Origin of the sequence: Paenibacillus sp. yr247 (assembly GCF_900103825.1) — a bacterium.
Lineage (GTDB): Bacteria > Bacillota > Bacilli > Paenibacillales > NBRC-103111 > Paenibacillus_E.
The window spans coordinates 25,787-48,377 of sequence record NZ_FNIF01000024.1 but is presented as its reverse complement, the minus strand read 5'-3'; the positions used below and the strand labels follow the sequence as shown (position 1 = coordinate 48,377).

Annotated in this window: 25 protein-coding genes and 2 pseudogenes; 7 read left to right on the top strand and 20 right to left on the bottom strand. The window is 43.9% G+C overall.

Annotation, left to right across the window (positions count from 1 at the left end; genetic code table 11):
- Positions 1-144 precede the first annotated feature (144 nt).
- Both BLT91_RS24965 and BLT91_RS24960 read left to right on the top strand, forming a co-directional pair.
- The gene (locus BLT91_RS24965) at positions 145-1,407 is read left to right on the top strand and encodes a glycosyltransferase family protein (protein ID WP_090826154.1); all 1,263 of its coding nucleotides are present in this window, start codon (positions 145-147) and stop codon (positions 1,405-1,407) included.
- Between the two features lie 21 nt (positions 1,408-1,428).
- Complete coding sequence (locus BLT91_RS24960; protein ID WP_090826218.1) at positions 1,429-2,562, top strand: DegT/DnrJ/EryC1/StrS family aminotransferase; 1,134 nt, start codon at positions 1,429-1,431, stop codon at positions 2,560-2,562.
- A gap of 9 nt (positions 2,563-2,571) precedes the next feature.
- On the opposite strand, the gene BLT91_RS24955 is transcribed toward BLT91_RS24960, so the two are convergent.
- The 8 genes from BLT91_RS24955 to BLT91_RS31965 form a co-directional block, all read right to left on the bottom strand.
- A complete protein-coding gene (locus tag BLT91_RS24955; RefSeq protein WP_090826151.1) occupies positions 2,572-2,787 on the bottom strand; it encodes a hypothetical protein in 216 nt (71 codons plus the stop codon).
- A gap of 254 nt (positions 2,788-3,041) precedes the next feature.
- Complete coding sequence (locus BLT91_RS24950) at positions 3,042-3,449, bottom strand: VOC family protein (RefSeq protein ID WP_090826148.1); 408 nt, start codon at positions 3,447-3,449, stop codon at positions 3,042-3,044.
- Positions 3,449-4,030: a GNAT family N-acetyltransferase gene (locus BLT91_RS24945; protein WP_090826145.1), complete on the bottom strand. Its 582-nt coding sequence runs from the start codon at positions 4,028-4,030 to the stop codon at positions 3,449-3,451. The genes BLT91_RS24950 and BLT91_RS24945 overlap by 1 nt, the downstream gene beginning before the upstream one ends.
- Positions 4,027-4,260, bottom strand: a complete 234-nt coding sequence (locus tag BLT91_RS24940; protein ID WP_090826142.1) for a phosphopantetheine-binding protein — start codon at positions 4,258-4,260, stop codon at positions 4,027-4,029. The genes BLT91_RS24945 and BLT91_RS24940 overlap by 4 nt, the downstream gene beginning before the upstream one ends.
- Positions 4,257-6,047, bottom strand: a complete 1,791-nt coding sequence (locus BLT91_RS24935; RefSeq protein WP_254777135.1) for an HAD-IIIC family phosphatase — start codon at positions 6,045-6,047, stop codon at positions 4,257-4,259. The genes BLT91_RS24940 and BLT91_RS24935 overlap by 4 nt, the downstream gene beginning before the upstream one ends.
- 724 nt (positions 6,048-6,771) lie before the next feature.
- Positions 6,772-6,948: a YhjD family protein gene (locus BLT91_RS31970; RefSeq protein WP_175532516.1), complete on the bottom strand. Its 177-nt coding sequence runs from the start codon at positions 6,946-6,948 to the stop codon at positions 6,772-6,774.
- 427 nt (positions 6,949-7,375) lie between these two features.
- Positions 7,376-7,723 (bottom strand): VOC family protein, encoded by a 348-nt coding sequence (locus tag BLT91_RS24930; protein ID WP_090826139.1) that lies wholly within the window; start codon positions 7,721-7,723, stop codon positions 7,376-7,378.
- A gap of 263 nt (positions 7,724-7,986) precedes the next feature.
- Entirely contained in the window at positions 7,987-8,157 is a 171-nt protein-coding gene (locus tag BLT91_RS31965; protein WP_175532515.1) for a hypothetical protein, read from the bottom strand.
- Positions 8,158-8,728: 571 nt separating this feature from the next.
- Here BLT91_RS31965 and BLT91_RS24925 point away from each other — a divergent pair.
- Both BLT91_RS24925 and BLT91_RS24920 read left to right on the top strand, forming a co-directional pair.
- Positions 8,729-9,793 (top strand): LLM class flavin-dependent oxidoreductase, encoded by a 1,065-nt coding sequence (locus BLT91_RS24925; RefSeq protein ID WP_090826136.1) that lies wholly within the window; start codon positions 8,729-8,731, stop codon positions 9,791-9,793.
- A 416-nt stretch (positions 9,794-10,209) separates the two neighbouring features.
- Positions 10,210-10,998 (top strand): SDR family oxidoreductase, encoded by a 789-nt coding sequence (locus BLT91_RS24920; RefSeq protein ID WP_090826133.1) that lies wholly within the window; start codon positions 10,210-10,212, stop codon positions 10,996-10,998.
- A 420-nt stretch (positions 10,999-11,418) separates the two neighbouring features.
- Here the strand turns inward: BLT91_RS24920 and BLT91_RS24915 are convergent, their stop codons facing one another.
- The 7 genes from BLT91_RS24915 to BLT91_RS24895 all read right to left on the bottom strand — a co-directional run bounded on the left by BLT91_RS24915 (position 11,419) and on the right by BLT91_RS24895 (position 15,887).
- Complete coding sequence (locus BLT91_RS24915; RefSeq protein WP_090826130.1) at positions 11,419-11,835, bottom strand: helix-turn-helix domain-containing protein; 417 nt, start codon at positions 11,833-11,835, stop codon at positions 11,419-11,421.
- A gap of 183 nt (positions 11,836-12,018) precedes the next feature.
- Positions 12,019-13,491 (bottom strand): S-layer homology domain-containing protein, encoded by a 1,473-nt coding sequence (locus BLT91_RS24910; protein WP_090826127.1) that lies wholly within the window; start codon positions 13,489-13,491, stop codon positions 12,019-12,021.
- Positions 13,492-13,659: 168 nt separating this feature from the next.
- Complete coding sequence (locus tag BLT91_RS31960; RefSeq protein WP_175532514.1) at positions 13,660-13,824, bottom strand: hypothetical protein; 165 nt, start codon at positions 13,822-13,824, stop codon at positions 13,660-13,662.
- 12 nt (positions 13,825-13,836) lie between these two features.
- Positions 13,837-13,992, bottom strand: coding sequence for a hypothetical protein (locus BLT91_RS31955; RefSeq protein WP_175532513.1), 156 nt, complete (start codon positions 13,990-13,992; stop codon positions 13,837-13,839).
- Positions 13,993-14,251: 259 nt separating this feature from the next.
- Positions 14,252-14,704 carry a MarR family winged helix-turn-helix transcriptional regulator gene (locus BLT91_RS24905; protein ID WP_090826124.1) on the bottom strand — a complete coding sequence of 151 codons (453 nt, stop codon included), beginning with the start codon at positions 14,702-14,704 and terminating at the stop codon, positions 14,252-14,254.
- A gap of 29 nt (positions 14,705-14,733) precedes the next feature.
- Positions 14,734-15,501: a pirin family protein gene (locus BLT91_RS24900; RefSeq protein ID WP_090826121.1), complete on the bottom strand. Its 768-nt coding sequence runs from the start codon at positions 15,499-15,501 to the stop codon at positions 14,734-14,736.
- Between the two features lie 35 nt (positions 15,502-15,536).
- Positions 15,537-15,887: a DoxX family protein gene (locus BLT91_RS24895; protein ID WP_090826119.1), complete on the bottom strand. Its 351-nt coding sequence runs from the start codon at positions 15,885-15,887 to the stop codon at positions 15,537-15,539.
- A 648-nt stretch (positions 15,888-16,535) separates the two neighbouring features.
- On the opposite strand from BLT91_RS24895, the gene BLT91_RS30950 reads away from it, so the two are divergent.
- Entirely contained in the window at positions 16,536-16,793 is a 258-nt protein-coding gene (locus BLT91_RS30950) for a hypothetical protein (protein ID WP_141225076.1), read from the top strand.
- A 256-nt stretch (positions 16,794-17,049) separates the two neighbouring features.
- Here the strand turns inward: BLT91_RS30950 and BLT91_RS24890 are convergent, their stop codons facing one another.
- The 4 genes and pseudogenes from BLT91_RS24890 to BLT91_RS24875 form a co-directional block, all read right to left on the bottom strand.
- Positions 17,050-17,790: an SDR family oxidoreductase gene (locus BLT91_RS24890; RefSeq protein WP_090826116.1), complete on the bottom strand. Its 741-nt coding sequence runs from the start codon at positions 17,788-17,790 to the stop codon at positions 17,050-17,052.
- A 347-nt stretch (positions 17,791-18,137) separates the two neighbouring features.
- Positions 18,138-18,440 carry a hypothetical protein gene (locus BLT91_RS24885; protein WP_090826113.1) on the bottom strand — a complete coding sequence of 101 codons (303 nt, stop codon included), beginning with the start codon at positions 18,438-18,440 and terminating at the stop codon, positions 18,138-18,140.
- 192 nt (positions 18,441-18,632) lie between these two features.
- Positions 18,633-18,977: a helix-turn-helix domain-containing protein gene (locus BLT91_RS24880; RefSeq protein WP_090826110.1), complete on the bottom strand. Its 345-nt coding sequence runs from the start codon at positions 18,975-18,977 to the stop codon at positions 18,633-18,635.
- Between the two features lie 481 nt (positions 18,978-19,458).
- Positions 19,459-20,187, bottom strand: a pseudogene (locus tag BLT91_RS24875) (PIN-like domain-containing protein); the annotation flags it as partial.
- 373 nt (positions 20,188-20,560) lie between these two features.
- Between BLT91_RS24875 and BLT91_RS34010 the strand changes: the two are divergent.
- A pseudogene (locus BLT91_RS34010) lies at positions 20,561-20,788 on the top strand (hypothetical protein); the annotation flags it as partial.
- The gene (locus BLT91_RS24870) at positions 20,762-21,487 is read left to right on the top strand and encodes a cyclase family protein (RefSeq protein ID WP_368086854.1); all 726 of its coding nucleotides are present in this window, start codon (positions 20,762-20,764) and stop codon (positions 21,485-21,487) included. The pseudogene BLT91_RS34010 and the gene BLT91_RS24870, both read left to right, overlap by 27 nt.
- Here BLT91_RS24870 and BLT91_RS24865 read toward each other — a convergent pair.
- Positions 21,484-22,392, bottom strand: a complete 909-nt coding sequence (locus tag BLT91_RS24865) for a LysR family transcriptional regulator (RefSeq protein WP_175532512.1) — start codon at positions 22,390-22,392, stop codon at positions 21,484-21,486. The two genes, BLT91_RS24870 and BLT91_RS24865, sit on opposite strands and share 4 nt — an antisense overlap.
- Positions 22,393-22,591: the final 199 nt, after the last annotated feature.

Sequence of the window (22,591 nt, the reverse complement as noted above, 5' to 3'; positions counted from 1 at the left end):
CTAAAATGAATGGATTGAAACGGTATATTTTGCTATCTCCTCGGATGCGGTTTGAAATGGCGGGACGCAATGGAGGTCGATGGTGCATGTTCAGGACGTTACAAGTAAGTTTCGCCATGGCGAAACTCACAGGAGGTGATCAGCATGATCCGCGTAGGGAAAAAAACGACGGCCTCTGCAGCTAAACGCTCGGTGCTGGCTAAGAACCAGATCGCGCGCAAAGCTAACAAAAAGAAAGTAGGAAGAAAGATCAACAGATCTGATTACAATAAAGGTTACAATGTGGGTTTTGATCAAGCATATAATGATGGATTCAACGCAGGGTATAGTCAAGTTGTAGAACAGTATAGTCAAGTAGAACAAGGGAATCAAATTAATTCCATGGAGCCTAATACTTTATTGACGCCGATTGCTCTGGTCATCCCAGCTTCTATGGAATTGCCGTCGTTAAAAATGATGATTTACCATCCGTTCGAACAAATGAAAAAGCTAGGTCAATACAATTTCCAAGTGAGAACAGAGGATTCCGTTAGCCGGGAAGATATTGCATCAGCTGATATCGTTGTATTTGTTCGCAACGTAGAACCTGACGCTTATCGATATTTGGAAGTGGCGCATGAGATGGGAAAACGAACGGTCTATTGTATTGATGATAACTTCCTTGAAATTCCTCAGGGGGCTCTGGCTCAGTATTACCAAGAACCCGTGCGCAAGGAGGCATTCATTAATTTTCTGAGAAATGCTCAAATCATTCATGTTAATTCCGATTATTTCGCGGATTACATTCGTCTTCATTTTAATTCTCGGGTTGCTAATTTTCCGGCAACGGTTGACTTTGAATGGCTGGACCAAGCAGTAGAGCCTGCTAGACAAGACGGTCAAATAGTAATCGGTTATGCAGGGACATACAAGGAGAATGATTTCAAACCGATTATCCCTGCAATCAAACGGCTTCTTAATCAATATGGTTCAAGGATAAGGGTAGAATTTTTTGGTTTTATCCCTTCGTCTTTACAAGGGTACCCGGGTGTAACCCATTTATCATATGAAGGGGATTACCGCAGTTTTATTCATAAGTTGTATCAGGTCACATGGGATATCGGGTTGGCCCCGCTTGCGGATACATTGTTTAATTATTGCAAAACGAATAATAAGTTCCGTGAATACGGAGCTTGCATGATTCCCGGAATTTACAGTGAGGCTCCTGCCTATAAGGGTTCGGTAAACCATAGAGAAACAGGATATATCGTGCCGCATAATGAGGAAGGTTGGTACAATGGCATCAAGCAGATGATCGAGAATCCGGATCTGCGGCAGAAAATAAAGGGGCAGGCAGAAGATTATGCAAGAAGGCACTTCTCGATTGATTCCTGTGTCATGAACTGGCGTAATATGATTTTGAATTAAGACAAAAGGAGGAGATGTTTGTTGAAATCCAAACATATTCCGGTATTACAACCATGCATCGGGCAAGAAGAAGTCGATGCCGTAGTCGAAGTGTTAAAGTCCGGTTGGCTTGGATTAGGGCCGAAGACCGAACAGTTTGAAACAGAGTTTGCCGCTTACGTAGGAAGCCGTTTCATGGTAGCTCTTAATTCCGGGACAGCTGCCCTGCACCTGGCCTTGGAGGTTCTTGACATTGGACCGGGGGATGAAGTGATAGTCCCCCCCATGACTTTCATTTCCACTGTTCATGCTGTTAGTTATGTAGGAGCAACGCCTGTTTTTGCCGATGTGGAGAAAGACACGATGAATATTTCAGTAGCGGAAATCGAACAGAAAATAACGGAAAAAACGAAAGCGATCATTGTCGTTCATTTGGCGGGGCATCCGTGCGATATGGACGCTATCCATGAACTTGCGGCTTCCAAAGGGATTAAAGTTGTAGAAGACGCAGCGCACGCATGCGGTGCAGCCTATAAGGGACGTACCATCGGTTCAGTTAGCGACATCACTTGCTTCAGCTTTCATGCTGTCAAAAATTTGACCTGCGGTGAAGGCGGGGGGATCACCTGCAATCAAGAATGGATAGCGAGAAAGCTGAGGGAAAAAAGATGGGTTGGCATTTCCAAAGATACTTGGATGAGATCCTCGACGGAAAGGGTATACGCATGGCAATATTTTGTCGATAAGGTTGGGTACAAGTATCATATGAGCGACATTCAGGCCGCAATGGGCATCGTGCAGCTTCACAAATTAAAGCAACTCAACGGTCGGCGCAAGGAAATCGCAAGCCGTTACCTGCAGGAATTCAAAGATATTCCGTGGATGGAGCTTCCTAAGGAGAAACCGTATGCGCAAAGCTCCTGGCACTTATTTCAAATCAAGCTGACGAATGAGGATATGAGAGACCGATTAATCGGCCATTTGAAGGATCATAATATAGCGCCGGGGGTCCATTATTATCCTTGCCATCTACATCCCTGCTACATTCATCTAAAGGCAAGCGTTCCTGTTTCTTCAGAAATATGGAAAAAAATTCTAACCGTTCCTATACATCCGAATATGACAGACGAAGATCTGGAACGGGTTATTGATTGCGTCCGACATTTTCAAGCTTAACTGAATTTGTTAGCGGAAGTCCATCGAGGTCGCCACCACGGCCTCTTCATGCTGCGCCACTTGCTCTTTAACCCCCGCAACTTGTTCTGTTTTCTTGAGACCTGTACTGTGTTCTTGAAGAGAATGATCATGATTTTTACCAGTTAGTTCATCTGTACCAAGTTTGTGTTTCGCTTTAGTAAGAATATCACTTAAGTCAAAAATATGACCTATTACTATATTCATGGTGAAGCAGAGTCGTCTCTTGAGACAGGCATGATGAAAATGCAACATTTGGAGACTGGTGACCAAATCTATCCGAGGAAACAGAAAAAGTTGAGACTGCCAGATCAGAAAAACAAGTTACTCGTGATACGTATATGATAAGGAATTGGGATTGGTTTAGTTCAAGCAAAAATAAGATCGCTCTCTGCCTGTGGAACCAGGTGGAGGGCGATCTTTTTCGACAGCCTAAAGGAAACTTAAAGGCTCCCACGTTTTTAGACTTGTATAAGCTCAACGATGAGGAGCGTACGCAACATGAGAAAGGTAATCGTACGCCCGTTAAACACAACCGCCGGAGTCGGTGAAACGATCACACGGGCCCCTTGGGCTTCCAGATCAGAGATTGCCTTATGAATATTCGTGCATTCGAAGCATTGGTGGTACATTTTAAGGCCTTTTGTCAAAATGTTACGCACAGGAGAATATTCCCCTGCTGGTTCAATTAATTCAATGCGAATGGGGCCATTTACCATGAAAATGCCGTTAATACGCTGAAGCGGATCGTGAAACGGCGTACCTTCTATTACATAACCGAGCGACTCATGCGCTTCGATTTCGGCTGCTAACGAATGGCACGCTAAGCCGATGTGATGAAAAGTAAACTCATTAGTTTCAGCTTGCATTACGTCACTTCCTCTAAAAGGCGCTCAGCCATACGGGCGGAAGGCTCAAGCCTTTTCTTGATATATGGCCATCTGTCGGCTGTAACGGTATGGATGATCATATCCATAGGCTTGCCTTGGATGGTGATTCCTTCAGGTTCAATCCCTGACCTTTCAGCCCCGCTGTTATCATGAAAAGAAACAACCTGCTTATTATTGATGACGGTTCTGCTGTATACACTGGATAATCCCAGAATATCAAAAGCCACATGATACATAAGCCACACACTGCCAGGAGCGGCGGGAAACGTCGAGTTCATAATAATTCTGCCCCATTCGGCTATATCCCTGTTCCGGTCATAAATTGCAATGGTTCCTATGGGAGTATTAGAGCGGACTGTTTCGATGCAAAAATAATAATCACCCTCCCGTTCGAAATATCGCTTCAGCCACGCTACATGGACAGAGAATTGTTCATCAAATTCACCAATATATTTTGCTAATTTCGGATCACGCCGCAATTCAAAAATAAACTCGGCATCATCCATCGTCACCGGCCTCAGCCTGATTCCGTAATTTTGAACGGTAATAGAGTGATTCATTTGTCTCCCCCCAATATGCCTACAATATCCTCAAGGCAATTGATGTTCGCAACTTGTTCGGCAGAAAATCTAACATGGAACTCCTCTTCAAGCAGAAGGATCAGTTCCAAATGCTTAAGTGAGTCCCATTGTTCTGTATTGCTGCGATAAATATTGTGATCGGCAGAAACCGGGATTCGTAAAACTTCCGACAGCACTGCGCTTGCCATACTGCGAATTTCGTCCTTCATATGATTTCCTCCACTTTTGCAGGATGATTGGAACATGATGCGCTGACATGAGCGAATAGATCGGTGACGGTTTGATCTATGCCTGGATCGTTTACGAATCGTTGTAACCATTCGCGCGCCGGCGCATTCCGCGGTCCTTCCTGTACCGTTATGATTAATTGCTTAATACCGAGCTCCATTAATCTCTTCAGCAAGCTGGCAAAGGCGAGCGTTTCAATTTCCCTGCCTAAGGCGCGGCAACTGAAAAGCACTTCGATCAGTGTAGCTTTTTCTTGTTCAAGGCGACATATGAATGTGCCAATGATGCCGCTGTCTGAAAGTGTATCAACTAGTTGGACTGTCATAGCCATATATTCGCGTTTTTTTATGATTTGCTCGACTTCCGTTTTACTCATACGCCGCAGCGCGAGATTAAATTGATTCGTTTTATGACTTAATTCATATACCCGGTCTAGGTGGCTCGGTTCGTTGATATATAGGCGAACAATCATCTGAAGACTCTCTAAATAGGAAACATAATCAGACGTCTGCTTTTTAAGCTCTTCCCGGGCTTGATTGGCTTGTATATCCGCTGTTCTTAACGAAGCACTATCATCTTGGCGGAGTTGATAAAGGCCGGGATAGTTACAAATTTTGATAAGGGTTTGTTCTCCAGCCGGATCAGCACGTAGCAATCGGACTGTAGGAGCATGATTGGCCATTTTAAGCAGCTCTGCAGGGTTGTCATCGATGAAAAGTATAGCAGAAGGGTCGATGCTTAGCTTCCGGGATATGTCGATCAAATTCTCTGGTTTGGAATTCCAATTAGCGTTAATGACAGCAAAATCATTCCAGCTTAGTGGGAAATCTGTTCTTTCGTTAAAAAGCCTGAGTACATCTTTCTCCTCATTTCGGCTGCAAATCGTTAACAGTATGCCTGACTGTTTCAGACGCAATAGAACATTTTGCAACTCATAGTGGGCTTTGTTTAAGGTAATTCCATCTTCGCCATCCTCGCCTAATACTCCGGCATATAACGTATCGTCTAAATCCAATGCAATGGCTTTGATTCTAGGAGACAACACGGCAGGCAATAGATGTACCGCTAAATGACGTGCAATTAAAATCGTTGTTTGATCGGAGAAAGGATAGTGGCTTACGCTATCGTTTCTGCTATCGAAGAAAACACCGTCCTGTTCAAGGGCGAGATATGAAAGATCAATTATCCAGCAATCCGAAAGCTCGTCTGAAAGACGGGACAGTGTTTCGTTAAGCTGGCGAACCCACTTGCGTTTTCCGGTCTTAACGCTAAACAACATATCTTCCATCTGAAATTGTAAAGGCCAGTTATTGATTAAAATTGGTTTGTCCGTTTTACTCCTTAAAGTAAGTATTCTCTCCCTTAACCAGACACAGGCAACATCTACCGTCATAGCATCGCGATATAATCTCCAGTCTAGCCAAAGGATAAATACGTCTGCGCTGGCATTACTGCCAATAGATGAAAGGGACGTATCGTACGACGATAAATCAAATGTTTCGTCCACTCCCCATATTTGCATAAAAGGAGATATCACATTGCTAATAAATTCAAACGGTAATGTTCGTTCAACTCTGATGTTTACCTTTAGTTGACTCGGAGATCGCTGTATACGATTAATTTGTTTTCTAGTAGGTAAAGGACCTAGCAGTGTATCTAATTGATCCAAATACGTTAACTGACGGTTGATAGTACTCCCTCCTTCAAAACAGATAGCCTCTCGGCATTCGCCGAGGCTGATGGGACAAGGTTTTGCTTGACCCCCCAAAATAGCCTTCCTCCATTTTCATCCCACATTCGGACTACCAACGCTTTGTCGGCGACGATTCTTCGCGACCTGTATGCTAAATAAAACGTAATGGCTACGACAAATCCCAGAAGCGTTTTAAGCGGACCTGTCCACTCATGGAGAGCCGAACAGTCTGTTCCTGCAAGATGCCTTGCTCTACCAAAATGTGGTACATCCGCATGTATAGCATTATGATGTGCTAACACATCGACGCTTGGTACGCTCCACAGTAAGAAAGAACTTGGAGCCCCAGCAGACACATGTGTTTTCGCTTGCTTCCTAGCCTCGGTTCCATTTTCAAAAAATGAGACCTGCTATGCTCTTTTTTGAAAGTGGATTTCATATCCAAGTTTTCCATGCTTGTTTTTCCCGAATAGAGGCTCATTTCCGCTAGGATTGTTGCTCAAACTCCGAGAGACTATCAGAATAAATTTCTTTATTATAATATAAATTGGCAGTGCAAATGGAAACGGCTGCTATCATGCTATCAAGAGGCCAATTTCGATATAGAGTCGGCATTGTTCGAGGTAAACCAAACAAAAATTGTAACGTAACATAAATTGAAAATGATTGTTTTAAATCAAACTCTGGTGAAGAGTATCTGTTAGATGATAAATTGACCTGGTTGAGTCGCCTTTTCAACGCTTGCATAGAAAGACTGGCAGTCGGATAGGAATATTGTCCGTTCGTATTTTTTGCCCATCTAAACGCGCCTCCGCATGTTCATTAGAGTGGTCATTAGTTCTGCTTTGACCAAACTTCGAAGCATCGTGAAATAATAGATGTATCCTCGGACTTTGTATTCTACCTTAATACCAACTGCATTCGCGGTTGTGCTTAGCACTTTAATATCACGTTTATTCATACTGTTCTTAATCATTTGTAATTGAGGGTAAATAGCGCTCTCCACCTCTCCAAATAAAAGAGAACATGGTTATAAAACGATTTTATCTTTATATATCTTCAGCTCCTCCATGTCCCTGGTTAACATATCGAGCAAAATAGGCAATAATGTATACTCTTTTATTATTTGAACATCCTCGTCATTCTCAATTTTTGAAACAACACTCATTTTTCCTCACCGCCAATCGTATTCGCTATGCAAGTACTAAAAACAAAAATATCCCCCACAGGCCATTTACTGCCAATGAGGGATTTGCTATCCATACTTCAACAATTAAGGTTATTCAATAGATAATAGTCTTTAGTAATGCTGCCCGTTACTTGCATTAACAAAAGAAGCTGCCGCGAGGCAAGCTCTTCACTATCGTTTTCCGTTAGCTCAATAGCAAATGAATTATAACTCGTTATTTCTCCCAAAGCTCGACCAGTCGACCTTCAGGATCTTCAATCCAAATAAACTTTCCAAATTCACTAATCTCTTTTTTCTTTGCAAGAGGTACACCAATATGTTCAAGATGCTTAATAGTCTCGTTTAGATTATGTACTTGGAAATTTAACATCACTTGTTGTTCTGTTGGAAAATAACTGTCATTCTCGGTAAAGAAAGAAAAGATAGTCTCATTTCCTAATTGGGGTTTTATCACAGTCCCATTCCAATTTTCTAATTCAATCTTCAATACTTCACTGTACCATTTTTTTATAACTTCAAGATTCTTCGTTCTCCAAAATATTCCTCCAAAACCTTTTATCATCGTATCTAACTCCTGTCTGTCATCAAACTTTTTAGCTATCCGATTACATTAGATATTCGAGATTTAAATTTAAGTTCCTTTTTCAACTAAACTGCCCTTTACTTTAACAAAAAAATGAGCAGACAGTCCTGGCCCTGACTACCTGCTCATTATTCAGTTTAACTATAGTTACCCGGGAGTTTAACAAAGGATGCTGTTTGATCTCCTAGCAGCCAATCAACAATAAGATCTTGAAGTTCATTTGGCCGAGATATCGATAGTCTTTATTGAATTGTCTCATCTTCTTCTTGCTCATCGTATTTGTTAATATGAGCCGTGATGGCTTCTACCGCTTCATTCACATTAGTTGTAGCAGCAACCTCTTTTACTTCATCCTCAGTTTTATCCAGAAAGTTTGCTTGATCGGCTTTAATTGCATCTAAGCTGTTACTCATATAAAACTCCTCCATTTTTAAGGTAAGGTTTATTCTTCAAATTCAATTTAGTTTTTGCTTTTGGGCCTGAAATTATACCAAGATGTGGAGTCAAAATCAGTGGTTCATACACTAATAAAAGCGCTTCTACGAGATTCATTTATATCGTTCTAGTAATCGACGAGCTTTAATAAAAAGTATTAAAGGTATGGTTAGCTAGTTCGATTAGCTCGGATACTTCTAATTTATTATCACCTAACTGCTCCTTATTCCCATTGAAATAGTAAACAAATCGAGCCAAAAATCCATTCTCACGAGGTACCAATCAATGTTCAAATATATTTTAACTTAAATCGTATGTAAACCAACCTGCAGAAATTATAACACTTTTGAGTTGTTTAAATGCCTCTTCTTCATCGAACAGCAGGCCACCGAGCTTATCATCGGCAGCCTGCTTAATCTTTGTTAAGAGGGTGGCTCCGGTGCCGATATTATGTACATCACGTCAGCTGATAACCGTCTTCGCTTACTTTTATTGAGTTACATTAAAATATAAAGTATAATAAGCGTATCTAGAAGGGAGCGAATCATTATGTCCGATCTTACAACTTCTTCAATCGAAATAGGACTAAGCACATTCCTCGAGGCTGCTCCGAGAGCCGGCGGCGTCACCCACGCCGAACGGCTCCGACAAGCGGTTGAGGAGATTAATCTGGCCGAGCAAGTCGGTCTGGACGTCTATGCGATCGGCGAACATCATCGCGCGGATTACGCGAGCTCGGCACCAGCCGTTATTCTGGCCGCTGCCGCTTCCACGACAAAACGAATCCGGCTCTCGAGCGCCGTGACCGTGTTGTCTTCGGACGATCCGGTTCGCGTGTACCAAGCTTTCTCCACCTTGGACGGCCTGTCCAATGGACGGGCGGAAATTATGGCAGGCCGCGGCTCGTTTATCGAATCTTTCCCATTGTTTGGATACGACTTGAACCACTACGATAGACTATTCGAGGAGAAGCTGGAGCTTCTGCTCGCGATCCGCGAATCGGAGAAAGTAAGCTGGCGCGGCGGCCACCGCCCCGCTATCGACAACCTGGGCGTCTATCCGCGATCCGTACAGGAACCGTTGCCCGTATGGATTGGAACCGGCGGAAATCCGGAGTCCGCGATTCGCGCCGGCATGCTAGGATTGCCAGTCGTCTTTGCGATCATCGGCGGCATGCCGGAGAGGTTCGCTTCTCTAGTCAACCTCTATAAGGAAGCGGCCGCGAAGGCCGGACACGACGTAAGCAAGCTGCAGATCGCGACGCATTCACACGGCTTCATCTCGGATACGACCGAGAAGGCCGCCGACTTGTTCTACCCGTCGACGGCAGCCCAGATGAACACTATTGGGCGCGAGCGCGGCTGGCCGCCATACACCCGCGAATCGTTCGACGCCGCCCGCAGCCTTCGTGGAGCGCTCTACGTCGGCGATCCCGAGTATGTTGCGGAGAAGATCGTGCTGCTTCGCAAGAACCTGGGCCTAACGCGCTTCCTCCTGCACGTGGACGTCAGCACGATGCCGCACCACGAATTACTGCGCACCATCGAACTGCTCGGCACGAAGGTCGCGCCGATCGTCCACAAGGAGCTTGCTCGCGGGGCCTCGCAGGGGTGAGCTTGGCTGTGAATGCCGATTTTTATCGGCATTCACGAAGCGTTCGCAGCGCGTGGAGGCCAGCAATGCGGTCCATCACTCAGCAATGGGTCCTAACCAAGGTGCAAACCCCTGAGTTTATTATATATCCATATTACTAGATATCCCCATAATATTGATTCGCTTTTTTCTAAAACTGGATTTAATTGCAAAGGGCAGCCGATCAACTTTGACCGGCTGCCTTCATCTTAATATTGAACTAAAGGTTCTTCGTTAGTATTCCTGTGGAACGAATTAATATGGAGTTTGAATAAAAAAAAGCGCCTCTGTATGAAGGGAGTACGCAACGGGTCAAAAACGCTTCATATCTGCTGCAACTTCATGTACACTTATTGGTGAAAAGTAACTATTTCAGGGGATTGGAAAGGACGGATCATATGAAAATGAGCGGCAACACGGTTTTGATTACCGGAGGCTCATCCGGAATCGGTTATGAATTTGCGGATCAGCTCTTGAAGCTTGGAAACACAGTCATCATCACAGGGCGGGATCAAGCAAAGCTCGATGCGACGAAGAGAAAGCTGCCTGCAGTTCATACGTTTCAAGGCGATGCGGGGAACCCCCAGGCCATTGCATCTTTGTATGATGCCGTAGTGAAGCAATTCCCCAAACTCAATGTACTGATCAATAATGCAGGTTTTATGCGGAAAATCAATCTTCATAATCAGGAGATCGATCTGGACGAAATCAACCGCGAGATTGAAACGAACCTGAGCGGCCCAATCCGTATGGTGAAGCAGTTCCTGCCGCATTTGAAAACGCAGGAAACGGCGGCGATCATAAACGTCTCATCGGGCCTGGCGTTCGTACCGTTGCCTATCTCGCCCGTATATTGCGCGGCGAAAGCCGGCCTTCACTCGTATACGCAATCGCTCAGAGCACAGCTCAAACACACGAAAGTCCAAGTATTCGAACTCGCTCCTCCGCTTACGCAAACACCGCTGGTCGATATGTTTGATCCTGCAGATTTGGCAGGGAGCAAAGCGATGAGCGTGTCCAAAATGGTTGGGTTCGCGATTAGAGGGATGGAGCACGATGATTTTGAAATTCGGCCCGGCCAGAGCAACGCCTTGAAGCTCATGAACCGGATCGCGCCGAAGTTTATTTTTAAGCAGCTTAGCAAGCCGGTTGACAATATGCTTGGGCTTAGACAGACGAAGAAGTAGTAGGTTTGAGATTTGCGTTTCTGGAGTTTGGCAGGCGCGCTGTTGCTGCACTTTGGTTTTGCCTACTTAGAGATGGGGAAACAATAGAGCTCCCTTATCCGGTTTTGCACAATTTCCTTTACTGAGCAACCTAGTGCACAGCACAGTACGTGAAATACGGATATATACAGTCATGCTTCAGTAGCTAACGTTTCCGTTAGTTGAGTAATGGAATTAACGGATAAAATAACAAGCTGCCTCCATAAATCACCATTAGGAATCCAATTAAAGTGCCTAAACAAAGATAAATAATGCTGTGTACTAAAGTTGATACTTACCTTTGATAGCAAAAAATGTTGACACAATTCCTACAATCAAGGCAGAAATGCGATTACAGAAAAAATGGGCATCTTACAACAACACTATATCAACCGGAAGGTTTTAGAAAAATTCTTTGAAAAAATTGCTCAAAGTATGATTGAAGCTGTTTTTCTTGGTTGTGGTTCGTCTTCTTGTGCTTTTTTTCTTCCTTTGAGGATGTTGCTTTACATCTGATACTTTGGCTTCTACTTCTTTTTCCTTGTTTATATTCCGGTTTAGATGATATGTCCATCTGACTTCTTCGTTTTTTAGCATATTTCGGATCACATAACCATGTTTTTCAAGTTCGTTAATCCCCATCTTAATAGAACGTTCACTATCTTTGCTCGTTTTTTGAATCATTTCTAAGGTAAGGCCCTTTTTCTCGTTCGCTAAAACAATATATAAAAAAAGTCCTTTGGCTTTGAATGATATCTGGACATCATTCAATATAGTATGGGTTAAGTGCCAAATTTCTTCGTTATCGTTCTCTTCCATACACTCTTCCCCCTCCCATGATTTAGGATTTACCCGGCCGTTTTCAATTTATATCTTTATTCGATTTATCGAGTGGAATATCCTGCTATAAAAGGAACAATCGCTAATCTACCCGTAAAAATAACAAAGAGCAGCCCTTCGGTCCTGAACTATCGTTTCTCGTAAGTGATGTTTACCGTCGCTTTACTCCTTTAGTTGAATCCAGCTGTCATACTCGTGGATGGCCCAGCCGGAGAAGGAGGGACGCTTTTGAAGCGTATCGGTCACTTTACCGAGCTCCTGCATCATGACGGCTTGTCCTTTGGTGAAGAAGGTGATGGGGCCTTCGCCGCTAGGCTTCGTTTCGACGGCGACGATGACGGACTTGCCGTTCCGGTCCGCTTGGTCCATTTCAGTCGAAATGCTGGAGAGGATATCTTCCGAATTATCGCGGTAGGCCATTAGGGTCGTTTGGTCCAACTGGCGGATCATCCATTCGGACAACGTGCTTCTTCCGCCTTGCCCATCCGGCACGTTAAATTTCTCGAGCCAGCTCGGCAGGTCCGCTCCGGCAATCAAATCGAGGGTACCCGCTTTGGTTTGCTGTACGAAGCCGCTGATCGTATCCCGCCAGTTCCCAAGCAGCGCATCGCTTTGTTGGGTCCAGACCGGCATGGTGAACGGCTCGACGTCGAGATGGATACCCTTGAAGCGGGCATCGGTCCCGGCGCTGGCATTGTAGGTTTTTACCCAATCGATCAGTTTGTACATTTTCGGCTGGTTGTCGGGCAGGATCCAATTCGGCGCTCCTCCCATGGCATGCACGTCCATGCCGAGAGCGCCCGCTTCCCGAATAAAGTCGGCGTATTGACTGGCCGGCACATCGATGTCCACTTGCAAAAATACGAGATTGATCCGGTGCTGCTTCAGATACTGCAAAACCTCGGATTTGTTCTGCAGAAAGGTACCGGTATTCCATACATACGTGGCCTTTTTCTGCGCGCGGTTTTCAGGAGCGGCCACAGCTGCAGGCTCGGCGGTTGCCACAGGGGTTTTAGGGGTCGACAGCTCTTTCAACGCCGGATCGAGCAGCGCTGCCATTTCCTGCCGGGTCATCGTATCGTGGGGCCGGTACGACCATCCGCCGGCGGTCTGGCTGACGTCCGGGCCGAACCAACGGTGGCCAATGGCAGTATTGACGGCTTCCTGCGCCCAGTCTGCGGGCTTGTCGGAGAAAGCGACCTCCGGACCCACGGTCAGGCCGTGATTCCTTGCATATCGCCATACCATGGAGGCGGCTTCTTCGCGTCTGACCGGCTGATCCGGGGAAAAGGCCGCCGCCGATGTACCTTCGACGATCCCCGCCTGGGTGGCCGCGCGAATGTAGGGCTCCGCCCAGTGGCCACGGATATCGTCAAAAGTGCTTAAACCGCCCGGGTCTTTTAGGCTGAATGCGGATGCTGCGAATTTGGCGAACTGGGCGCGGGTCAACGTTTGTTCCGGCCCATATTGACCGGGCGCAATCCCGTCGGTGACTCCGAGCGTTTTTAAGTCCTCTATGTATGCATGATAGGGGCTTGTCTCCGGCACGTCTGCGAAGCTTGCGGCAAAGGCGGAATGGGTGCCCATGGAGCAGGTAACGAAAGCGGCGATTAGCAGAAATGGACATTTTTTCATTCGAACGTGAGCCCTCCCAACGATTAAACCCGTTTTAATAAGCTTTCGAAATTAGAAGCGGGCATTGGTCGGTCTATTATATAAATACCTTGGATGAATTACTCCTGCAGGCTTCGCCAAGGGGTTAAACAAGAACATATCTCGAGTCGCATTTTTTAAGAGGCTGCCCTATATGATGGTAGCCTCTTTATCGCTATTCTGCCCTTTCGGAGCAAAATGCACAGCCAACGACAACAAACGATGGATTGGTTCCATCGCCGTACCATAGTTTTCCGTTAGCTCAAAAACGTCTTTTGAACAATCCGTGCAGGTATTCTTCCCCTCAATTCTCATACTCCCGACTCCTCAAGCTGTGCTTTTATTCTCTGTCAAAGGTTGGATCTTATGTTGCTGTTCAGCCGTGACAGCTACTACTGCTTTATCTTCCGCGGCTGGATAATCCAAGGTAAAATACCCTTTTCCGATTCGCTCAATATCATCATTTGTTGCCGGTCTAACCACAAAAGCTCTATCCTTGATCCGAATAATTTCTTAACCATAGGTATCAAGCAAATAACCCTCAAGCGGTTTCATCATAAACTCCCCCTACAGTTCAAGCAGTTCAAGGAGTAACCTTTTCGGACTCCCGTAACGGCTGGCTCTCTCTTGTTATCGCTGCTGCTCGCATAAAATAAAAGGAACTATTATAGACAATCGTCTGCAATAGTTCCTTTAAAATTTGGATTGTATAACTTTTCGATTGCGCTTCAGAGAGGAAATATTAATTTAAACTTTGACTAGCACTGAGTCCGAGCCTTTTTAAGAGATCCGTTAATAGTATTTTTTCCTCATTGTTTAAAGAAGACAAATTTTTGGAAATCACTTCAACGTGTTGAGGAAAGATTTCTTGAAATAGACCATGACCTTTGTCCGTTAAAACTACATTTGAAGCTCGCCGGTCTATTGGGCTGGAATGCCTTTTTACGAATTCATTTTTTTCAAGCTTATCCACGACGTAAGTGATGCTCCCACTTGGAATAGACAATTTTTCACTAATTTTTTGGATTGTGTGGGGTCCCTTATTATAAAGGAGTTCCAGAATCGAAAAATTCTCTACACTAATTCCATGTCTTTCTATATCTTTTGCGACATGATCAAAAATAGTTTTACTAGCCTTTAGCCAAACTCTGAAAAGCCGTAAATCAAACTGACTTTGCTCATTTCCTTGATACATTCCTCATCAAACCACCTATTCCATTATGGTTATCTTCGTTTATTGTATAAAGGATAATCAACTTCGGTTGGAATTTCAATCAAAAAGATTCTAAGGTCTTTATCTAAAGCTTGAATTGCTAATTCTCCACCTTGCCCTGATTGAACGATTACAAAATCTTTATGTGTAAAACGAGCTGGATGATTCGTGTCTATTGTTAAAGCCCCATCGCCTCTGATGGCTAAACCAGCTAATGTCCGCTTTTGCGAAAGATTATGGGTATATCTTGTTCCATTTGGGATTCGGATATCCCACATTTGAGCATCTGTCACGATTTTCATTGGTGAATCGTCTCCAAGTATTGTCTTAATCGTCACACCTTCTTTATCGATTACGGAAAAATCCTCAGAGTTGTATTGTGAATAAGTTGGTACATTTTTTATTGCCTGACTTAAATGTGGTTCGAACCAGATCTGAAAAGCTTCCGATGGTTCTTTTAATGCTTCTGCATGATATACGCCGGAGCCTGTTTGCATGAGTTGGGTGCCCCCTTCTTCGACAACACTTTCTGTATCGAGCGTATCACGATGATACGCTTTACCTTTGATTACATAAGTGATGATTTCAAAACCTTGATGCGGATGTAACCCAATTTCTGCTGGTCCCTCAGAAGTTCCCCAAGCCCAATAAAATAATGGTCCTAACCGGTTTATTAATGAGCCTTCTCCAGGAAAACCAATCGGCTTTTGCTCTTTTATTTTACCGCCGTCGAATTCCCCGATCGCTTGATCCTGTGGATTAATTATTTTAACTTCCATCAATATCTTCTCCTTCTATAGGTTAGATGGGGTTATCAAAGCAAAGTTCCGAAATTTATCAGCTCTACTAATCCTAAAATTAATAAAATGATTGGCATCATCATTTGTCGTACATTGTCTTTGATTCTAATATGAGTAAAAATCGCCCCGATCATCGTAATAGCAATTAATAAACTACCCCAAGCGGCGAATGTCCCGTTCCAAATGCCTGCAATAACCAAAACCGCTGAAATGACTTCTACCAGTCCTGTGAATACTCTAAACCACCCGGGATACCCATAATGATTAAATCCCTCCACCATCTGTTTCGATCCGAACTTCATAAATCCAAACATTAAAAAACTTAATCCTAAAATAACTTGAAGAACGGTTGATAAAATACTCATGAACGATCTCTCCTTATATCTTAAAATTATTTATCCTACATTTAGTTATCATAAGTATAGGATATGTATATATCCTAGCATTAGGATATGTTTTTTGTCAACAGAAAAGTGGTGATCTCACATCAGCTATCATCGGCGGTGCAAGCCCGACCATTAGCGCTCTTTATAACGATGCCGATCTTAAAGCAAAAAATCCGATCTACGCTGATCCTGGTTTCGTAGCCGGTATCTCTGCTGCGGTCTCCCGTCCGGTTTTTCCAGTATATCTGAAGCTGTCCGACACCATGCAACCGGAAATTTCCAACGCTTGCGCTACCAGCTATAAGGTGCAGATATCCAACGACAGCGGTTCACCTGTCAATTGGACCGATGTGTTCTCAACCACAAGCGGGAATTTAACTACCTCTTATTAAGAAATATGCATAACCGTGAGGCATTTCACAGCTTACATAGTCCACATGGAGACCAAGTCAGACTTAAAGAGGCTCCTCATCGAAACGGGATATATCTTTCACCTCTTTAGTTTATTTCATAACAAAAAAGGGGGCAGATGATATTCCACTCTATAATTTATTTAGGAATGCTGTTACCGCTGAAGGATAATGCCCAATTGCTGATGGGATTGCCTGTCCTAGTGTTGCTAATATAATGACCATATTGCTTCCCATGTATCTGGGCCTTCGGCAGCTGTCGTCTCGCGATGCGACTAATCTGATTCAAGCGCTCCCTCAACGGAATCAGGAGACTTGCTCGGATATTGCTTATCTTAATGTGGATATTCCAAGCTTTACGTTAACTTACAAAGGCGGTCAGTATGGCGTTCGGTTCAGCGACTTTTGCAGTGCTCTCCCAAGCCTCTTCTATGCCGGCACCAAGTATCAGCTCCAGGACTCCTATAAAGTCTGAAAAATAAAGCCTCCCAGCAAACTGACGGATAGGCGGTCGAGCTATCGGTAGCGGCATGATCACCTACCCACCGCGCGACAGCGCCACGGAAGGGGCATACTAGACGGCGCAGAGCAGCCCCGTTCCACCGCTCGCCGGATCATGTGACCGCAACGCTGATCGCCGACCGGCAATCAGCGGGAATCACGAGAGTGGTGCTTGTCTTCGCTCACCAATGCACTGCAGCCAGATGCACCGCGGGTATATGGTGCTGCGTTCAAAACATCCCGCCGCCGGCGCCGATCGACTGACCGGTGATCCAGCGGCCTTGCTCCGATACCAGGAACCCGACGATATCAGCGATGTCTTCCGGCTCACCGACGCGGCCCAGTGGCGTTTTGGCGATCTCTCTGTCGATAAACTCCTGTCCGACATTGATCAGGGCCGGGGTGAGGGTAGCGCCTGGAAGCACGCTGTTGAAGGTGATGCCCCGAGCGCCCACTTCATGCGCGAGAACTCGAACCAAGTGTTCAACGGCGGCCTTACTCGCCGCATAGATTCCTGTTGTGGCAGTAGGCATGCGAGTCAGTCCGGCTGAGATCGCCACTACCCGCCCGCCATCCGGGATTCGGATGGCGGCTTCACGGAGCGCAATGAAGCTCGCACGTGTGTTGGTGGCAAACACTTTGTCGAAAATTTCATCCGTCGTGTCGATGATGGTGTCGTGGGGAATGACCGCGGCGTTGAGCACCAAGATGTCCACGTGACCGAACTGCTTCTCAGTGAAGTCGAACAGACCTCGCATCTGCGCGGATTCGGAGATGTCGGCCTCCGCGGCGATCGCGCTACCACCGCCTTGTACTTTTCCTTGCACGACCTTCTCTGCGTCTTGACTTTCACTGGGGTAGTAGTTGACTACCACGCTGGCTCCGTCCCGGCAGAGGCGTTCGGCGATGGCCTTGCCGAGTTCCCTCGACGCTCCGGTCACCAACGCAACTTTTCCTTTTAATCCATCCATGTAAATTCCTCCTCTAAATTTTATCCTTGTTCCAGTTATTCTTATTTATAGTTATCCTTTTTATAGATATCCTAACTAAAGGATATTTATATCCTATCATTAGGATATATTGATGTCAACTAAAAACTATCCTGCCCATTAGCACAAAAGGCTGCACGCGGCAGCCTTTTGTGGGTTTGTTCAACTATAGTTCTTCGTTAGCAGAACGAATAGTAGGAATAATATTTCAATTAGGCTATGTTAAATCATAATGTTGATTTTCATCCAAAACCCTGTTGAAAAGGCGGTTATGATTTAGCTGTCTTGACCGTTAGTTTTAGTTTCATGCTGGATTCACTCGTTCACCTTTAACAAAAATCAATTTTGTTCTGACCATATTGTTTTAGCAGCTTAGTTCTTTGCTCCTCCGTTATGCTTTCGACTCCTACTATAACCTTACGTTTTTCTTCATCCACGCTAACTGTATAAATTATAATTCCTTGGCTTTTAAATTCGTCTATTTGTTCCGTTACTTGGTGCTGGATTTCCCGTAATTCAGTGATACTTACTTTTTTATGGGCGCACGTCCTGTATTGTTCTTCATTCGTTAGACCAACCAGAATACGTGCTAATTTACCAACTAATTTAAACAAGGAACGGTACTTTTTCATGTGCCTTGTATGTACGTTATGTTCATGCCACTTCCGAAACAACGGATTGTTACCAATAAGACGTAAGGTCGCTAGATACAAATACTTTCGCAGCGGTACAGGAAGGTTCAATGACAGTTAGTTAGTCTATACTTAAAAAAATAGTCCCGATGACTGTAATAGCTCATCGGGACTAACTAGAAGATCACGACTTTATATCCGATTTGATTTTCCTTTATTTAAAGAAATCTTTATTTTAATGATTTCATATATTTCTTTTTGATCAACCCCATCTAACAACCTATAGTTAGAAATCAAATAATTCTCCTTCTGATAAATAAGAAATTTAAATACATCATTCTCAATAATTATTAAATCATCAATATTGCAATTAAATTGTTTCTTTATATTTAATAAGGTATCAAAAGATGGATTACAATTTCCTTGCTCAATCTCACTTAAATTCCCTTGAGAAATGCCTATTCTGCTCGAGAACTCCACTTGATTCATATTATTTAATTTTCGTAATCTACGAATATTGGGCCCAATATTTATCATTATTTCACATCCAATTAAATAATAGGTGACCCGAACATCTAATTGATCGGGTCACTTGAATGAAAGCCGTTAATTTAGACAAGAATTAATTATTGCGGTTCCATACTTTTGTTACTTGTTCCATATTTTTATTACTGGTTCCACACTTTTTTATCACCAGACAGTTGTAACAGATTACAATAAAGTATTGTTTTCGATATACTTATATTCAAAGGCATTTTCTATATAATGAATAACTAAAAATTACAATAAAGTTTTGTTCTTATTTGCATTTCATTACACATTTTATTGTTTGCTAATAACAAAAAAGTGTTGTTTTCAAGTTCCCTATTATTAAAGGCATTTTCGGACTTTCAATAACCACTTCTCAATAAATTTATGCAAATGCCTCAATATAACCATTTTAATCCAGATCGAAATCCCTTGGGGTTCCCAAGCGGGAATTTCACTATATTGCGGATTAGAAATGATTTTGGTTGGCCTAATCATCTTCTGATTCATCAGGTTCTTCATATTCAAAATCATCATACTCGTCCTCATATTCGTCTCCAAGTGGATCTGTTGAACTGATAACAACAACGTCACCAAATTCGATTGATGTCGATTCGATATCAAGGGTCTTATTAGACTCATCGTGCTGACCTGAAAGTACATCTATGCTTATAGTTACATCAACTTGAGAAACCATAGTCCCACTCAATTCCATATTAGGTTCCTTACTATCAAAATGATAATTATGGTCAACAGCGGCTTCAAACTCAATTGTACAATCAATAAGAACATAATCATCTGAAATCTCATAAGAACTATTTAGTATCTGAATACTCTCAATTACATCTATCATTACAAAATCAGAATTATGATCAGAATTCGCCATTTCTGATAAAGTATCTTGTATTTTACCATACATATTTTCATGAATATACTCTTCGATCTGTCGAAGTAACTCATCATCAAGATCAAGTTTATCGATTAATGCCTCAACATTTTTACTCACAAGTTGGAGGCTCATCCGAACAAAGTCGTTGAAATAGATGACGAATACTTCAGAATTATTTTCTTTTGACTCATTTAGAAGTTCTTCCCTGACTCCAACAATCTCATTTCCCACCAACTTAAACCAATCTTCCTTCTTATCTCGGGTAATGAATAGTAATGGCTTTTTATCTTCATTAGATTTTTTTAAAATCTCTTTCCATACGATTAAATCACCAAACTCATTAGCCTAGCAATCCTTACTCTTTTCATTCGTTCAACCTATTCTAAATGGGATGAAATCCTGCGAATTCACGAGCTTTCGTGAGAAAATTAAATCATATTGAGGGAGCGTAACGATTTACTGTTGATATGGTTCACCGCGCTGTCTGTAACGGCAAGTTTAAGGGGCATCCTTTGCGGGATAGCCCTTTCTTTGAGTTTGCTAATTCAACTCTCTTTCTCCGTTAACAAGGTGCTCGCTGGCCCATTCCATACGATTCATTAATTCCGAACAGGAAATTCGAGATATCCGTATGGGAATGATTCCAATTTAAACTATGATAAGAATAGGTCTTACAACATAATTGAGAAAGGACGAAACAACGATGACGGAAACTGCATTTGTGAACGAAAAGAGGGTACAGTTCGATTTTGAAGTGGATTTTTCCAATGGAGGGGGAATTCAAGGTCAAGGCTTTCGACTCGACATCGAAGGTGAGGATATATCGGATCACGAATTGGCGGATTACATTATAAAAGATCTGCGTTTGCTCATGGTTGGTGAGGTGCGAATTCTCAATAAACAAATCATCCGGGAACGTCATAAGCGCAAAGCGACCGTTGCAAGCAATACAGGAAACCGATCTACTCTTATCGATCTCAGCCACACGGTTGTGAGCGGCCAGGAGACCTATCCGGGCTTTCCGAAACTGCAAGTCTCCGATTATCTGACGTATGAGGACTCTGAAGGTCGTTATGCCCCCGGTGTGACCTTTCACATCGGCCGTGTCGATATGGTAGCCAACACCGGTACCGCCATTGACAGTCCTGCACACCGATATGCCGGCAAACCTGATGTTTCCGGTCTTCCCATCGAGTCGGTCGCGGACCTCGACGGAATTGTCATTCGGCTTGAAGGAATGGAAGGAAGAGCGGTCTCTAGAAAAGCGTTAGCCGCGTGTAATGTCCTTGGCCGAGCCGTTCTTATCGAAACCGGACATGCGAAATTATGGGGCACACCGGAATACTTTAAAGCCCCCCCATATTTGACCCGCGATGCTGCGGAATACTTGCGTGACGAGGGAGCTACTCTCGTTGCTATTGACAGTCTGAATGTCGATGACACTAACGACTTGCATCGTCCAGCCCATTCTGTTCTTCTCGAAGCAGGAATACCGATCGTGGAGAACCTCTGCAACATGGAGCAGCTGCCGACCGAAGGGTTCCGTTTTTCAGCGGTTCCTATGAAGCTTCGAGGCATGAGCGCTTTTCCCGTTCGCGCATGGGCTCGATTGGCTTCAAGCACGGATTAGATTGAATTCGCTTCAGGGCTATTTTGGGAAAAGAACCGAGTTGTCACATCAATAAATGCTTGTACAGCCGGAGATTTCCACCTCCGCTTATGCCACACCAATTGGGTATAAAGCCGATGCTTAGAAAAATCCATGTTGAGCGCAGCCAATCGGCCGTCTAAAAGTTCGGACAGAACAGCCATCTCGGGAAGAACAGCAATTCCCAACTTATTGATCGCGCATTGCTTGATCGCTTCGATGCTGGAGAGCTCTATTCGTTTAACAACGGAGATAAGACCCCGCTCGGCGATCGATTGCTCAAACAATTTGCGATATCTGCACGAAGGTTCGGTTAGTAGAAAGGTTTCTTTTTCAAGAGCGGTATGGTCCAAACCGGAGCGAGCTAGAATATGCCCAGGATGGGTAAGCAGGAGCACCTTTTCCAGAAGCAATGGCATAGTAACCAAACTATTTGAATGAATTCTATCATCAGTTATGATTGCCAGATCGAGATCTTCCAATAGAGCGCGATGCAGATCCGAATACGTGCTTGGTTTCAACTGGACTTCAGCTTCGGGGTGCATGTCATGAAACTGCTTTAAAACAAGAGGAAATCGATAAATGCACAAGCTTTCCAACATCCCGACTCTAATGATTCCGGATGAATCACTCTTCCCTAAAGCAGCACATTTCGCTTCGTTCATCAAGCTCAATAACTGATAAGCAAACGGAAGAAACCTCTGGCCGGGACCGGTTAGGCCTATGGTTCTTCCATTTCGTTCAAACAGAGTGATCCCCATCTCCTTCTCCAGATGTTGAATATGTGCAGTGACGCTGGATTGAGCGTAATTCAGCTTTTCCGCAGCTTTGAGAAAGCTTAATTCTTGAGCAACTGTGCAAAATGTTTCAAGATATTTAAAGTCCATACATGACTCACCTCGCTGTGCTCTGGTTTTATTTTTCCGCATCATTTTTAATTATAGACAATTCTGACACTATTTTGCGCCCGGTCTTTCCCAACTAGATATGTGGGTTGTGGTAAGGCTGTTGTCTCGAAGTATCCCCGCCAAAAAACTTGCCGTTACTTATGGTACGGTTCACCGTGCTATCTGTAACGTTAAGTTT